Genomic DNA, 14,992 nt, shown 5'->3' on the forward strand with positions numbered 1-14,992 from the left:
AAGTACTCGTGCCGCGCTCAAGGTGGCGCGGCGCAGGGGATTCAAGTGTTCAGGTGCCAGTTCCGGGCCTGGCTCTGGCGGTTCCACAGGCGGGTGTACAGCCCTTGCTGCGCCAACAGCTCAGCGTGTCGGCCCCGTTCCACGATGCGTCCGCGATCCATGACCAGAATCTGGTCGGCGTGCTGGATGTTGTGCAGACGATGGGCGATGACCAGCACGGTGCGAGCACGTACCAGCGCATCGAGGCCCCGCTGAATGGCGGCTTCCGAAGACGGATCGACGCTTGAGGTGGCTTCGTCGAGCAGCAGGATCGGGCTGTTTTTCAGCAGCGCACGGGCGATGGAAAGGCGTTGCCGTTCACCGCCCGACAGCCAGCCGCCGCCTTCGCCGATGCGCGTGGCGTAGCCGTCGGGCAGCGCCTCGATGAACGTGTGGGCGTGGGCCAGACGTGCAGCGTCAATGACCTCCTGCTCGCTGGCGTCGGGTTTGCCGACCAGCAGGTTGTCGAGTACCGTGCCGGAGAACAGCGTGACGTCCTGAAAGACCATCGATATGTGCTTTTGCAGGTGATCGCTGCCGATCTCCCGCGCCTCGATGCCGCCAATCCGTAACTGACCGCTGTCGATGTCCCAAAGGCGGGCGACCAACTGCGCCAGGGTGCTTTTCCCAGCGCCGCTGGGGCCTACCAGTGCAGTCAGGGTGCCAGCGGCCAGGTGGCACGAAAGCCCCTCGATAACCGGCGCTTCGCGTCCGGCATAGCTGAAACGCACATCCTTGAGGTCGATATCGAAATGTTCGGGGCTGCGAGGCTGCGCAGGCTCGGGCATCGGTTGCTGGTCGAGCAACTGCTCGGTGCGCGACAGCGCGCGGTGGCCGAAGCGCAGCAACAGAATGGAAAACCCCAGGTCGATGGACTTGCGATACAGCGGCCAGGCCAGCACGGTGAAAGTCATCAGGTGCTGGATGCTCATCTGCCCGTTGAGCAGCAGGTTGCAGCCCAGCAGCACCATGAGGATGAAACCGGCCTCTATGACCAGACCGAATAGGGCGACCCATGCTGCCGGTTTCAGTTCGATACTGATCATTGCGCGGTGTTGCTCGTCCAGCGCCCGGTTCAAGCGCTGCAAGGCACCGCCGAAACGTCCGAAGCTGCGGATCACGGCAATGCCCTGAATGTATTCCTGCAACGCTGCCTGAGTGCGGTTGCTGGTGGCGAGCATGTGATCGGCGTGCAGCAGCGTCTTGCGGATTGCCACGTAGATTGCCAGCGCTGCAAGCGGCAACGTGACCAACACCGTGCAGGCGAGGAGGGGTTCGAGCCAGAACAGCAGAAGCAGAATAAACGTCAGTTCAGCCAGCGACAGCGCAAACACGCCGAGAAAGTGCGACCACAGGTGCTCGACCATGGCCAGATCGCTGGTGACTTGAGCGCTGACTTCTCCGCTGTGGGTGGTCGCGAACCAGCCCAGCGGCAGCTTCTGTAAATGGTCGACCAGGCGCAGGCGGGCATTGGCCATCATTGCGTAGGCACCGGTGAATATCAGCGGTGTGCCGAGGGCGCCGACGACAATTCGCGCGATCAGACAGGCAAGCATGCCCAGCGCCAGCCAGATTACGCTCCAGCCCTGCAGCGTATTGTCGAACAGGCTCGCCAGCAGCCAGTACAGCAACAGGTAGGGCGCTGCGCTCAACAGGCCTTCAAGGGCTGCCAGGCGCAAGCCTTTGTTCAGGCGTGGATCGCGTTGCCCTGCGAGGCGTTCGCCCGCGCGCATCAGACTGGAAATCATGCGGGTTCTCCACTGCTCAGTTGCCATTGGCGAATGCGGGTGTGGTCTTGCCAGAGTTGTTGATACAGCTCGCAGCTTTCAAGCAACTGCTCATGGCGGCCGATGCCGAGCACCCGGCCTTGATCGAGGACGACGATGCGTTGTGCCGCGATGACGGTGTGCAGACGATGGGCAATCATCAGGACGGTTCGGCCCCGACACAGGTTGGCCAGTGCCTGCTGGATCAGCACCTCGTTTTCGCTGTCGGCGTAGGCCGTGGCTTCATCGAGGATCAGCACGGGGGCGTTTTTCAGCAAGGCGCGGGCAATCGACAGGCGCTGGCGCTCGCCGCCGGACAGTTGCGCGCCGGCTTCGCCAATCGCTGTGTGATAACCCTGCGGCAGGCGTTCGATAAAATCATGGGCGCACGCGGCACGTGCTGCGGCCTCGACACTCCCCTGATCGGCGTCGGGGTTGGCCAGGCGCAGATTGTCGAGCACCGACCCGTCAAACAGGTGCACGTGCTGAAACACCGTCGCGACCCGATCAAGTAGCGCCTGCAGTGGCCAGTCGCGCAGTTCGGTGCCACCCAGGGTGATGCTGCCGCTGTCGGCGTCGAACAACCGACTGACCAGTTGCGCCAGGGTACTTTTGCCCGAACCGCTGGGGCCGACCAGGGCGGTCAACTGACCTGCCCGGGCAGTGAAACTGACGTGATCCAGCGCCTGTTTTTCACTATAGGCGTGGCAGATGTTTTCCAGGCACAGGTCCAGCGGGGCGTCAGGGATTTGCGCATCGGCGTTGTCGCTCAGCGGCGGGCTGAGCAGCACGCTGTTGATCCTCGCCAGCGCGGCATTGCGCTGCACCTGATCGCCGAGCATGTAGGTCAGGCGCAGCAAGGGCATCAGGGCGGCAGGTGCCAGCAGCAGAAACAACAGCAGGGTTTGCAGCGTGACAGTGCCGTTAAGCAGCAACCAGGCGCCCAACGGTGCAACGATCATCAGGCTGGCGCTCAGCAGCCCGGAAAACACCACCCAGAACAGCGAACTCTTGCGTGCAAACCCGGCCACCCACTCTGCCGCACCGCGTATGTCGTTGCTCAGCGAGCCGAAGCGCAGGCTGGTCAGGCCGAAGCTTTTCACCACCTGAATGCCTTGCAGGTACTCGCTGAAACTTTGTGAAATACGTTGCTGCATGCCTTGCCACTGCGCCATGCGCTCGGCCGAGCCTTTCACCATCAGCATCTGCGCAAGAAACGCCAGCGGCAACGGGGCGATACAGGCCAGCGCCAGCCGCCAGTCGACGATGAACAGCACCGCCAGGGTCAGCGGCGGCATGATTGCGGCTGAAACAGAGTCGGGCAGCGAGTGAGCGAAGAACCCTTCAAGCGCACCGACATCGTCACTCATTGTGCGGCGCAGGTCGGCACTGCTGTGCTGGCTGAAAAAGCTCAGCGGCACTTCGCCCAGATGCCGGGCAATCCGGCTGCGCAACTGACACAGCAACTCGAAGGCCGCCAGATGTGCGCTCACATGGCTGAGGGTCATGATCAGCCAGCGCAGCAGCACCGCCGCCAGCGCCCAGAGGCCCCAGACCAATGCCGCATGTGCATCAGGCAAGGGGCTCAGCAAGACCTGCGCGATCTTGTAGATGCACCACAGCGGTACAAGGCTCAGCAGCGCTGACACCACGGCGCAACCGATCGACAGGGCAAACATGCCCGGTGCCAGTCTGAGCAGCCCGGTATGGCTGAGGGGGCGGGTTGTGGGCCTGTCGGCAGCAGCATGATTGCGCTTCATTGGGCACTCCTTGGGTATTCGTACCGGTCATTTCGCCATGCAGCGGCTGACGAACACCCGAAAGGGCGGCCGACGTTGTTACCGATGAATGGGCTCGGTGGCTTCTCGATGGGGCTCGTGCACGTGTGCGCGAGCCTGGTCGAGTCTGTTCAGATCAAAAGCTGATTTTGGTACTCAGCCCCAGTTCCCGGCCTTGCCCGGGCTGGCTGAACTGCGCGCCGCCAGACAGATAGGAATAGGAGTGGTAGTGCTTGTCGCCGAGGTTGTTGCCGTACAGCGCAACCTCCAGATCAGGTATGGGCAGCCATGCCAGTCGGGCGTCCACCAGGCTGTAGCCGCCCTGCGACACCTCGTTGTCGACGTCGAAATAATGCTTGCCGGTGTAGCTGATGCCGACGCTGGGCCGCACCTCGCCCAGCAGGCCGTCGAAGTAGAAGCTGTGTTCGGCCGATGCGCGCAAGGTGCGTCCGGGCGTGTACGTCAGGCTGTTGCCCTGGCGCTCGGAGTCGAGCATGCGGTTGCGGTTGACGGTGCCCGCCAGACGAATCAGGGTGGCTTCATCTGCATGCCAGTCCATGGACAGCTCCGCGCCTTCGCTGCGGGCCTTGCCGATGTTGCTCAGCGACTGGGTGCCGGTGCCGGCGGCGCCGATGAATTGCTGCACGTCGTCGATGTCGATGCGGTACAGCGCGGCGTTGAGCCACAGGCGCTGGTCGAGCAGGCTGGATTTGACGCCGATCTCCGTGTTCAGCGATTTTTCCGGCGAATACGCCACGGCGCCCGGGGTAATGGCACCAATGCGATTGTAGCCACCGGCCTTGTAGCCCTTGCTGACCGAGGCATACAGCCGCGTGTCCGGAGTCGCCTGGAAACCCAGGGCAATCTTGGGCGTGGTGCTGGTGAAGGTGTCGTTGCCGCTGTAAACGAAGCCGGGCGTGAAGGCTGCATCAACCTGGGTGTAATCGGTTTCGGCTTTTTCGACGCTGTGCCGTGCGCCCAGTGTCAGGTCCCAGCGCGGTGCCAGGTGCCAGGTGAATTCGCCAAACACTGCTTTTTCGGAACTCTCGATGCGGCTGTCGGCCACGCCATACATGCCGAACAGCGGGGCGCTGCTGTCAGGTTCGCGCTCTGAGTGGCTGCGGCTCTTCTGCCAGTAAAGTCCACCTACCGCGTCCCAGGCACGGTCGTCGCCCTGAGTGGAAAGACGCAGTTCCTGGCTGACGGTGCGCTGGGTTTCGGGCCAGTGAAAACCCAGATCGCCGTACAGTCGCTCGTGTCGATAGTTCTGCAAGGAGGTGATGGAGGTTAGTTTGAGCGCATCGCTGAGGTTCCAGTCCAGGGTTGCACTGCTGGTTTCCACGCGGCGCACATAGACCGACTCCAGCAGCGGAACGCTTGCCCGACGCTTTTCATACGTGGCGTCTGCCAGATACTGCTCGTTGTAGGAGGTCAGGCGATCACGGGCATAAGCCAGCTTGAGGCTGAAGTCTTCGTTGGGCTTGAAGGTCAGACCGACATTGCCACCCCCGTTGTCGCTGTCGCCGTGGTGCTCGCTGCGGGTCAGCTCGCCGTCGGTGTCGTCGTGGTACACGGTGCCCTGTATGAACAGTTTGTCGTCCACCAGCGGCGTCGAACCGGTCGCCGATACTTGTTGGTGCAGATTGCTGAAGCGGCTTTGCAGCGTGGCGGTCGGCGTGTTGTCCGGCTGACGGGTGAGGATATTCAGTGCCCCGGCGTGGGCATTACGCCCGTAAAGCGTACCTTGCGGGCCTTTGAGCAGTTCGATGTGTTCGATATTGAGCAACTGCTGATTGAAGGTGCCCAGGTATTGCGGCACACCATCGACATAAATGCCGACAGGCGCGTTGTAGGGGTCAGAAGATGAAACGCCGCGCAGGCTCAGGCTGGGGAATACGCTTGCGCCGGTGTTGCGCATCAACAGTTCCGGAAATACTCTCTCCAGGTCGCCACTGGCATAGACATTGGCACGTTCCAGATCCGCCTGGCTTGCCACCGACAGCGCCAGGTCGGTCTGGTCCTGAGACTGCACGCGCTTGCCGGCGGTTACCAGCATGTCAGGCAAGGTCATTACGTTATCGGCCAGCGCCTGATGGGAAACCGCGAGCATGATTGCCAGGCTGAGTAGGGAACGTTGCATGAAAAGACTCGGGTGAGAGGGAATGGCCGTATTCTCTGGACTTAACCGTTTCATTGCGCGTGCGATCAGGGTCGAAATGCGCGCAATCGGTACTTTAGTTGATAAGTGTTATCATTTGAGTCTGATTCCCAAACGAGTGCATGCCGATGAGTCTCAATCATTATTGCGCTGACTACGAGCTGCCCAAGGTCCTGACCGATGAAGTGGGTGATGAGCTTGATATCCGGCTCATTGACTGGCAGGTCGACGAAGACCGGCATCTGGATGCTTTCTGCGAAGCATCGCTGACCGTCTCGTACCACGCCAACTGCTCGGGTTGGCGTTACTTCGCCGACACCTCGCCGCTGAGCTGGCGTGAAGATCACTGTTGCCTGTTCCATTCGACGGTTCCGGTCAGGGGCGAGGGCTTCGTACCCGCTGGCACCTGCTGGCGCGGCGTGAATATCAGTTTTGCCGCGCACCGATTGGGCATGCTCGATCTGGCCGGTCAATTGTTCGATTATCAGGGGCCTTGGGAAAACACCCGTTCCCAGGATCGCACGGCCCGGCTTGTGCAGTTTCCGGCACCGCAGGTGGTAAGGCGCATTGGCCAGGAAATGCTCGGCTGCAAGCTTGAAGGGGTTGCCAGGGATTTGCTGCTGCGTGGCAAGGCTTATGAAATGCTTGGCCAGTTGACTGCGCATATTCAGGACCTGGCGCATTTTACCGGGCTCAACGCGGGGGGCCGTGACCTGATGCGCGTCGAACGGGCGCGCAAGCTGCTGGAGGCGCACCCCGAGCAGGACTGGACTATCGAATCGCTGGCCCAGTCGGTTGAGCTCAATACCAAAAAGCTCAAGCAGGGGTTTCGTCAGAGCTACGACAGCGGCGTCTACGGCTATCTGCAGAAAGTCCGCATTGAGCGGGCGGCGCAACTGTTGAAGCAACAGGGGGCGGTCAGCGAAGTGGCGGCGGCAGTGGGTTATTCCAGTGCCAGCCATTTCGCCAAGGTGTTTCGTCGTTACTACGGCATCAACCCACTGCACTTCAGCGCAATGGCGGCCGAACAGGTCCACGAACAGGTTGTGTTCACGCCGGCAGGCTAAAAGTCATAGGCAATCTTGCTGTACCAGAAGCCGCCGCCCGGATAGAACGGTGAGTTGCCGTACAGATTCAGCCCGACGGCGGAAGGGATTGCGTGTTTGTCCGGGCGCACATCGAAGATATTGGTGCCGCCCAGGCTCAGCGTGATGTTGTCGTAGAGGGTGTACGACACATCCAGATCGGTAATCCATTTGGCACCGAAGCTGCGGTCGCCGCTTTCCAGTTGCTGGAGGGTCTTGACCTTGCCGTAGCGGGTGGTTTGCAGGTTCACACCCAGATCGCCCAGCGTCCATTTGCCGCCCAGCACCCATTTGGTTTTTGGCTGTGCATCGGCCAGGTCGCCTTCGCGGGCGCGGCCGACCCAGGTCAGGCTGCCGCCGGGGTTACTGCCCAGGCCCTGCAAGGCGGCGGGCGCATCCTTGACGTCGGTGATGAGGGTCTTGTTGTAGTTGAACCCGGCGCTCCAGCGCACATCGCCCCACGCGCCGTACTGGCTGGAGTGGTCGAGGACGATGTCCAGGCCACGGGTTCGGGTGTCGAAGGCGTTGGCGTAATAAGAGGTCCAGGTGCTGGTGTCGACACCTTGTGCGCTGAGAATCGGCGCTAGCGCCGGGCCGTACAGGCTTTCGGTGCGCGCGATGCGGTCGGCGATTTCGATCCAGTAGGCGTCTGCCGTCAGGCTGGTGCGCGGTGCCGGTTGCCAGGTCACGCCGAAGCCCAGATTGCGCGATTTTTCCGGGTCCAGGGTGGTCGCGCCAAGTGCCTGGGCCAGCGCCGAGTTGACCGGCGCGATGCGCGTCACAGCGGGCACAATGGTGCCATCCGGCGCAGCACCGACCCGGTTGTCCGAGATGCTGTAGCCTGTCTGGGTCAGCGAGGGCGCACGAAAGCCGGTGCCGACGGTGCCGCGTACCGCGAAGGTGTCGGTGAATTCGTAGCGCGAGTTGAGCTTGGCACTGACCGTGTTGCCCGAGTCATCGTCGAAGTGCTCGGCGCGTAGCGCCAGACCGACAAACAGCGGTTCGATCGGGGTGATGCCGAAATCCACGTAGGCCGCATAGTTGTTGCGTTGCAGGCTGGTGGCATCCTGCGGCGAGATAACGGCGGCGGCCTGCGCGGCAATCGATGCCAGTTGCCCGGCCAGTGGGTTGGCCTGACCGTTGGGCAGGCTCGCCGGAAAGCGATAACCGCCCACCTGATAGGCCTGCGCGTCGCCGGAGAACGTCCGGAAACGCTCCCAGCGATGTTCCAGCCCTGCGGACACTTGCAGCGGCACGCCAAACAGCCCGTCAAAGGCGCGGGTGATGTCGAGGTTGTTGACCCATTGCTCGAATCGATACGTCGCCAGGTCATCGAATGACGTCGGGGAGGCCGGTCCCAGCGACGGGTTGATGGTCAGGTCGCTGTATTGATGATTGTTGTTGCGCCCGTACGTGGTGCTCAGGTCCCAGTTCCAGCCCAGCGCCTCGCCCTTGCCACCGATCAGGTACTGATAGTCAGTGTCGTCCAGGTTGTTGAGCGGGTAATAGCCGTCGGCGAACAGCTCGGGGATGTTGGCGTTGCCGTTGGGGTAACGGAAGTAGTTATTGATAATGGCGTCGCGCTGCCCGTAGGTGCCGTAGGAATACAGCGTTGTCTGGTCATCCAGCGGCAGTTCGGCGTTGTAGGCCAGGTTGAACGCCTTGATCTGCGGGTCGCCATTCTTGACGCCGACCCGATCCCATGTCGCCTCTCTGGGGTCGCCGGGAAAGTAGGCGGTATTGGTGGCTTTCTCGTTCCAGCTGGCATCACCGCGTTTGCGGGCGTCGGCTGAAAGGTGCAGAAAGCCGCCGTTGCCCAGTTCGAAACCGGTGTCGCCTTCAAACTTGCTGACTTCGCCTTCGCCGCTGTACAGCTTGCCGTAAGTCACCCCCAGGTGACCGCCCTCGGCGCTGGATTTTAGAATCACGTTGATCACCCCGGCAATCGCATCCGAGCCGTATTGCGCGGCGGCACTGTCCTTGAGCACCTCGATACGCTCCACCGCGCTGATCGGGATCATGTCGATGTCCACCGAGTTCGCGCCGCTGCTGTCGGTCGAGCCATTGGCGGGCAGGGCGCTGTTGTGGCGACGTTTGCCGTTGACCAGCACCAGCGTGTAAGCCGGTGCCAGGCTGCGGTTGGACAGCGGGCGGATGGTCGAGTTATAGCCCGCGACGTTGGTGCCGTAGTTGAAGGATGGCAGCAGCTTGGCGATGGCTTCGGTCAGGTCGGCGCGGCCGGTCTTGAGCAGTTGATCGCTGGTCACGATGTCTACCGGGGCCGGGCTGTCGGTGACGGTGCGCTGCGTGCCACGCACCCCGGTGGAGATCACCGTGACCTTTTCCAGGCGGGCTTCCTCTTCCGTGGATTTATCGGCGGCCTGAGCCGGATTCATCAGGCCGAGGCTGACGAGCGCCATGCCTTTGATCAACGGGGTGCGCAGGGTGTGGCAGATGGCGCGAGCAGGGAGGGCCATAACACGGTGATCCTTATGAGCATTTAGAAAAGGTCTTGGGCACCTCCACAGGTCAGGGTCGGTCTGCTGGCGAATATAGAGTTATGAAAGCAGGCTGGGAAAGGCCTTTTGGTTATATGTTAATTATAAATGTATTGAATTATATAAGTATGTTACATGAATATTTTGCATTTACTGCCAAGCGTGCCTGTGGCGTTTGCGAAGGCTTGGTGATTGTCGAACCGCCTGTGCTGTTTTGTCGCACCGTGCAGCGCAGCCCATGAGGCCGACGTTTGCGCGCCTGCTCATGGTTTGATACAGGATTGTCGGTATTCCCCACCGTCCTTGAGTGGTAAATTCGCCGCCTTTGAATTTGTCTGAACCCACGCGCCTTATCCTCCAGGGGACGTAAGACATGACGTACCGACCGACCCGCCGCGAGGTGGTCACAGGCCTCTCGTTGCTGAGCCTTGGCCTGCTGACTGGCTGCGGCAATTCCAATGCCTTGCCGTTCAAGCATGGCAAGGACATGAGCAACGAGATTGTTGGCCGCAACTTCCGGCTCAAGGATTCGCAAGGCAACGTCAAGACGCTTTCGAGTTTTCGCGGCCTGATGCCGATGATTTTCTTCGGATTCACCCAATGCCCGGCCATTTGCCCGACGGCGCTGGCGCGCGCAGCGCAGATCAGAAAGCTGATGGGCGAGGAGGGCAAGACGCTCCAGGTGGTGTTCATCACTCTGGACCCGGAGCGCGATACGCCTGAGGTGATCGACGCCTACGTGAAGGCTTTCGATCCGACCTTCGTTGCCTTGTCCGGTACGCTTGAAGAAACCGTCGCGACGGCCAAGGAGTTCGGCGTGTTTTTCGAGAAAGTCCCGCTGGGCGATACCTACACGATTTCCCACACCGCCACCAGTTACGTCTACGACACCCGTGGCGTCCTGCGCCTGGGCTTGTCGCACATACTGTCTGCCCCACAATGCACCGAAGATCTGCTCACTTTGATGGAAGTATGCTGATGACCGTTCTGATTCGTAACGCCGTAAAGCCACTGTTGCTGACCCTTTCGCTGCTCGGTCTGAGCGCTCAGGCGCTGGCCGACACCAAGGTCGATGATGCCTGGGTGCGTGCCACCGTGCCGGGCCAGCCTGCCACAGGCGCGTTCATGCACATCACGTCCAGCACCGACAGCAAACTGGTAGACGTTGCATCGCCTGTTGCCAAGACCGTGCAGATCCACCAGATGAGCATGAAAGGTGATGTGATGAGCATGCAGCGTGTCACCTCGGTCGACCTGCCGGCGGGCAAGCCAGTGGTGTTCGATGCCAACGGCTACCACGTCATGTTCATGGGCCTGGCGGCGCAGGTCAAAGAGGGCGACAAGGTGCCACTGACCCTGATCGTTGAAGATGCCAAGGGCGTGAAGGAGTCGATTCAGGTTACCGCAGTGGCCAAATCGCTGACCACTGACGAGCACGGCGGGCACGGTGACCACAGCGGTCATTGATGTCTTGACGGGTGCGCGCGCCTGAGCAAACGCGCATTCAAGATCGGACGCGGAGCATCGGTACGAGATTCAACGAGTTTCGTGTAAAACACAGCACATAGCGCCGCAACGACAACGATCAGTCAAGCAACTGCAACAGATGCGGCGCCATCGCATCCGAACCCACTTCAAGCAGCGCCAGCGTTACCGGCAACTTGAACCGTCTTCTTCCGGCACTGCCCGGATTGAGGTACAGGGTGTTCCCGCGCCATTCGATGAGGGGTTTGTGTGAATGGCCGGTGACGACCAGTCTCACGCTGTCATCCAGCAGCACTGAAACGTCGGCGATGTCGTGGACCAGCAGGACTTGCCAGCCTTCGATGTCGAAACACAGGTGATCGGCGATGGATGTTGCCCACTCTGCGTCTACATCATTGTTGCCCCGCACGATGTGCAGCGGGGCGATGGCGCCGAGTTGCTCGACGATGTCCTGGCTGCCGATGTCACCGGCGTGGATGATCTGCTCGCAGCCCTCAAGCGCCACGATGGCTTCGGGTCGGAGCAGCCCGTGAGTGTCGGAAATCACGCCAACTTTCATGCAATGCCTCGGGTCAGGGCAGGGTGGGCGCGCAGTGTAACCCGTTGCGCGCGTCCAGCCTGTTGCAAGCGATGGGCCGTAGCCGGTTTCGATCCACTTGGGTCAGTCTTTACCGACCTTGATCACCACCTTGCCGAATGCACCTGTGGCCAAGTGTTCATAGGCTTCGCGAGCCTGCTCGAACGGGTAGACGTGATCAATCACCGGGCGAATCCTGTGCTCGTTGAGAAACGCATTCATCCGGTCAAACGACGAGCGGGGAGCTACGGCGATGCCGCGAAAGGTGGTCTGGCGGAAGATCATAGGCATCAGGTTGAGCGCCGAGGTCTGGCCGGTCAGAAAGCCGATCTGCGCGATGCGTCCTCCCGCCTTTGTGGCAGCAATCGACTGATTGATGCCGTCGCCACCGGCCACGTCGAGCAACAGGTCCACACCCTTGCCGTCGGTGAGCTTCAGCACTTCCTCTGCCCACTCGGGATGGGTTCGGTAATTCACGCCAGCGACGGCCCCGAGCGCTTTCACCGCTTGCAGGTTTTCGTCCTTGCTGGAGGTCGCGATGACGTTCGCCCCCAGCGCCGTTGCAATCTGCGCGGCAAAGATCGACACACCACCCGAGCCGGTCGCATCTTGCGCCGCAGGTGCAGGCCTTTGTGGAGTGGTTGAGAGCGCATTTTCCGAGACTGCATCCTTGCTGGTTTGACGCTCAGTAGACAAGCGCCTCAGTGCAGAGGCGCTGTCAGTCAGTGTGCGTCAATCAGCTCCAGGCCCAAGCGCCAGCACCAGTCGCTCCAGCCCTATGCCAAATCCGGCACCCTCCCGATAGGCCCCGCCACCCACTACCTGTTGCTGTGCACCCAATTTCGGGCAGCGCACCTCGAAGCCATTGCCTTCCAGGTAATAACTCAGGCCTCGTTTGACGGCAATGTTCAGCTGATAATCCAGCCCCAGAGAGTCGAGAAAGCCAGTGCATATTGCCTGGCTGCACAGTAATGCCTGTTGTGGCGAGGGGCCGAGAATTTCCAGCCCCAACTGAGTAAATTCCCGATAGCGCCCAGCCTGGGGCCGTTCATACCGGTAACAGCGCGCCACATAGAAAAACAGCGCTTCGCTTCGTCCGTTCAGCAGCAATTCGCTGCGCTCCTGAAACAGCGCAGTTGCCTCTGGGATCAGGCAGCAGGCGCGCCCGGCCTTGTCGTTGAAGGCCCACATCTGGCCGATGATTTCGCTGCCGCCGGCTTTTTCGATAAACGTGTCCTGACCCCATAAAGCCGGGACGATTGCTTCCTCAGCGCCCGCTTCGATGAAGATAGCTCCGGAAACGATTTTCCGTTTCACGCAAGGCTGCTGCTTCTGTTCCGGTCACGATGCGGGTTCCGCGTAGCATGGTCATAGGTGTGATCTCCACTGATTTTCGGGTAACTGATTCTTTTGTAAGTAACCAGGCAATAAAACCAGGCAATAAAAAAGGCGCCTGGGGCGCCTTGGTCTGTTTCACTGATGGTCAGAGCATGAACCTAAGCCTGACCAATCGATGAGCACAAGCAACCGCAGCACCTTGAGATGGCGCCGTGATGGTGATGTCGGTTGCTTTGAGGAATTTGATTCATGGCTGATCCTTGCATGCTTTCAGCGATTGCTCAAGCGGCAATCGAGCGCCTTGGCTTATCTCAGGCGCGCCATGCTCAAGGCATCGACGAATGCGCCATCGCGCACCGCGTAGTTGCGCAGGCGGCCTTCGACTTCAAAACCGAACTTGCGATAGAGACCTTGTGCGGCCTCGTTATCGGCATACACGGTCAGTTCTACCCGGTGCAGGTTCATCCAGTTGTCTGCCACGTCCAGCACCGCCGCCAGCAGCTTTGAGCCAACGCCTTTGCCCTGCCAGGCCGAGGCGACGCCCATGCCGAAAGAGCCGACATGGCTTTGCCTGCTGCGTGAGTATTGTTCCAGGCTGATGCTGCCGATCACCTCGCCGCCATTCAGCGCGACCAGTTTCACCTGTCGTTCAGTGCTGTTGGCCAGGCGCAGGCGCCAGACCTCGATGGACTGAAAAGGCATTTGCAACACCTGACGGCAGACTGCTGGCTCGTTGTAGAGCGCGGTCACGCCTTCGAGGTGGGTTTCAGCCATGCGCTGGATTAGGATTTGCGGGGCAGGAGCGTGCACGTTGATTCATTCCTTGAAGGGCCGGTGGTCGGCCAGTGTAAGGTGTTTGCGCCGCCTACAACCAGTTCACTTAATAAGATGTTGCTTACTTTTCTTCATAAGTGTACCGTTGTGTTCACTTATGAAGAGGGTCGCATCATGTTAGCCACTTCGGTCGTTCAGCTGTCGCAGGAATCCATCAAGCCAGGTATTGGCGCGCGTATTTTCAACAGCAAGCAGGAGTTGCTGTCGGGTCAATTCGCCGGGGAAATCCGAGAACTGCTGGAGCAGCGAGGTGTGCTGGTGTTCCCGCAGATTCACTTTTCCGATGCTGAGCAGATCGCTTTCACTCGCACGCTCGGGACTTTTTCGCCGGAAGCCAGCGATGGCCAGAACATCACCAAAATCAGTCTCGATGTAAAAGAGAACCCGGCGGGAGCCGAGTTTCTCAAGGGTTCGCTTTACTGGCACATCGACGGTACGAGCAGTGACGCGCCAATCCTCGCTTCGCTGTTGTCCTGTAAGGTCACGGCCTCTTGGGGAGGCAACACGGGTTTCTGTAATACGTATGCGGCTTACGACGCGCTGTCGAGCGCTGATCAACAACGTTACGAAACTTTACGCGTTATTCACGCGCCATGGGCATCGTTACTCTATTACAATCCGGAACCCGGTCTTGCCATGCTCAAGGCGATGCAGGCTATCGGCGAAAAGGAGCTGCCGCTGGTGTGGAAGCACCGCTCCGGCCGCAAATCGCTGATTCTGGGGTGTACGGCGCAGCATGTTGTCGGTGCCAGCCTGGCGCAGAGCGCGCAGATTCTGGTGGGCTTGCGCGAGTGGGCCACGTCAGAGGCGTTCAGTTACAGCCATGCGTGGCAGGTGGGCGATCTGGTGATATGGGACAACACCGGCACCATGCACCGTGCAGAGGCGTACGACCCTGAATGCGGGCGCATGATGCACCGCACCAAGCTGCAAGGCGAGGAGCCTTTCGAGTGAACCGAGGGTGGCAACACGCGAGCGACGTCCCGGCCTGTATAGCGGTCGCTCATCTTGAACCGAATCGTTTTACCTGAGTGGAGAAGCGATATGTGCGGACCTAAAGAGCCCATCGCGGGTGTATTTCTACTGTTGGTGCTGGCTGCCGGAGGCTGGGTGGCTCAGGAGCCGTTCCCTCATTTCGGGATTGATGTGTCTGCAGAGACGTTGCGTAACGCAGAGGGCTCGGCCAGGGCTGTTTCTTCCCGGTACAGGGTGCAGTTCGACGAAAACCGATTCACCAGTGCCATTCTGGAGCCCGTGACGATGTACGCGCGGGTGGATGAACCCGCCAGGCCGTAACGTGGCCTGACGGTCGCCGCAACTGCTGGCCGTTGCGGCTAGGGTCTGTTCCCGTTTCGACGTAACCTATTGATCCCTATGAGAACAGGCCCGTATTGTTGGAGTTCTCACACAACACCAATACGAGCCTGCAATGCC

12 protein-coding genes and 2 pseudogenes are annotated in these 14,992 nt (G+C 60.5%); 6 read left to right on the top strand and 8 right to left on the bottom strand.

Features of this window, described 5'->3' with window-relative positions; genetic code table 11:
* Positions 1-41 precede the first annotated feature (41 nt).
* The 3 genes from DW49_RS0120170 to DW49_RS0120180 all read right to left on the bottom strand — a co-directional run bounded on the left by DW49_RS0120170 (position 42) and on the right by DW49_RS0120180 (position 5,723).
* Entirely contained in the window at positions 42-1,787 is a 1,746-nt protein-coding gene (locus DW49_RS0120170; protein WP_005617751.1) for an ABC transporter ATP-binding protein, read from the bottom strand.
* Positions 1,784-3,565 carry an ABC transporter ATP-binding protein gene (locus tag DW49_RS0120175; protein ID WP_005617753.1) on the bottom strand — a complete coding sequence of 594 codons (1,782 nt, stop codon included), beginning with the start codon at positions 3,563-3,565 and terminating at the stop codon, positions 1,784-1,786. Before DW49_RS0120175 ends, DW49_RS0120170 begins: the two co-directional genes overlap by 4 nt.
* Before the next feature lie 154 nt (positions 3,566-3,719).
* Positions 3,720-5,723 carry a TonB-dependent receptor gene (locus tag DW49_RS0120180; protein WP_005617754.1) on the bottom strand — a complete coding sequence of 668 codons (2,004 nt, stop codon included), beginning with the start codon at positions 5,721-5,723 and terminating at the stop codon, positions 3,720-3,722.
* A 146-nt stretch (positions 5,724-5,869) separates the two neighbouring features.
* Here DW49_RS0120180 and DW49_RS0120185 point away from each other — a divergent pair, with 146 nt between their 5' ends.
* Positions 5,870-6,808, top strand: a complete 939-nt coding sequence (locus DW49_RS0120185) for a helix-turn-helix transcriptional regulator (protein WP_024419607.1) — start codon at positions 5,870-5,872, stop codon at positions 6,806-6,808.
* Here the strand turns inward: DW49_RS0120185 and DW49_RS0120190 are convergent.
* Positions 6,805-9,303 (bottom strand): TonB-dependent receptor plug domain-containing protein, encoded by a 2,499-nt coding sequence (locus DW49_RS0120190; RefSeq protein ID WP_005617758.1) that lies wholly within the window; start codon positions 9,301-9,303, stop codon positions 6,805-6,807. The genes DW49_RS0120185 and DW49_RS0120190 overlap by 4 nt on opposite strands.
* 394 nt (positions 9,304-9,697) lie before the next feature.
* Here DW49_RS0120190 and DW49_RS0120200 point away from each other — a divergent pair, with 394 nt between their 5' ends.
* Both DW49_RS0120200 and DW49_RS0120205 read left to right on the top strand, forming a co-directional pair.
* The gene (locus DW49_RS0120200; protein ID WP_005617760.1) at positions 9,698-10,303 is read left to right on the top strand and encodes an SCO family protein; all 606 of its coding nucleotides are present in this window, start codon (positions 9,698-9,700) and stop codon (positions 10,301-10,303) included.
* On the top strand, positions 10,297-10,791 hold the full coding sequence (locus DW49_RS0120205; protein ID WP_005738466.1) for a copper chaperone PCu(A)C: 495 nt from the start codon (positions 10,297-10,299) through the stop codon (positions 10,789-10,791). The genes DW49_RS0120200 and DW49_RS0120205 overlap by 7 nt, the downstream gene beginning before the upstream one ends.
* 118 nt (positions 10,792-10,909) lie before the next feature.
* Here DW49_RS0120205 and DW49_RS0120210 read toward each other — a convergent pair whose 3' ends face one another.
* Positions 10,910-11,368: a metallophosphoesterase family protein gene (locus DW49_RS0120210; protein ID WP_005617762.1), complete on the bottom strand. Its 459-nt coding sequence runs from the start codon at positions 11,366-11,368 to the stop codon at positions 10,910-10,912.
* A gap of 102 nt (positions 11,369-11,470) precedes the next feature.
* Positions 11,471-11,986, bottom strand: a pseudogene (locus DW49_RS0120215) (zinc-dependent alcohol dehydrogenase family protein); the annotation flags it as partial.
* Here DW49_RS0120215 and DW49_RS1000000133730 point away from each other — a divergent pair.
* Positions 11,974-12,078, top strand: a pseudogene (locus tag DW49_RS1000000133730) (LysR family transcriptional regulator); the annotation flags it as partial. The pseudogenes DW49_RS0120215 and DW49_RS1000000133730 overlap by 13 nt on opposite strands.
* A gap of 40 nt (positions 12,079-12,118) precedes the next feature.
* Here DW49_RS1000000133730 and DW49_RS0120220 read toward each other — a convergent pair.
* Positions 12,119-12,703: an ATP phosphoribosyltransferase regulatory subunit gene (locus DW49_RS0120220; protein WP_005617764.1), complete on the bottom strand. Its 585-nt coding sequence runs from the start codon at positions 12,701-12,703 to the stop codon at positions 12,119-12,121.
* 327 nt (positions 12,704-13,030) lie between these two features.
* On the bottom strand, positions 13,031-13,534 hold the full coding sequence (locus DW49_RS0120225; RefSeq protein WP_005617765.1) for a GNAT family N-acetyltransferase: 504 nt from the start codon (positions 13,532-13,534) through the stop codon (positions 13,031-13,033).
* 138 nt (positions 13,535-13,672) lie between these two features.
* Between DW49_RS0120225 and DW49_RS0120230 the strand changes: the two genes are divergently transcribed.
* Complete coding sequence (locus DW49_RS0120230; RefSeq protein ID WP_005617766.1) at positions 13,673-14,512, top strand: TauD/TfdA dioxygenase family protein; 840 nt, start codon at positions 13,673-13,675, stop codon at positions 14,510-14,512.
* Between the two features lie 90 nt (positions 14,513-14,602).
* Positions 14,603-14,854: a hypothetical protein gene (locus DW49_RS0120235; RefSeq protein WP_024419605.1), complete on the top strand. Its 252-nt coding sequence runs from the start codon at positions 14,603-14,605 to the stop codon at positions 14,852-14,854.
* Positions 14,855-14,992 lie beyond the last annotated feature (138 nt).

It is taken from the genome of Pseudomonas avellanae BPIC 631 (genome assembly GCF_000444135.1).
Lineage (GTDB): Bacteria > Pseudomonadota > Gammaproteobacteria > Pseudomonadales > Pseudomonadaceae > Aquipseudomonas > Aquipseudomonas avellanae.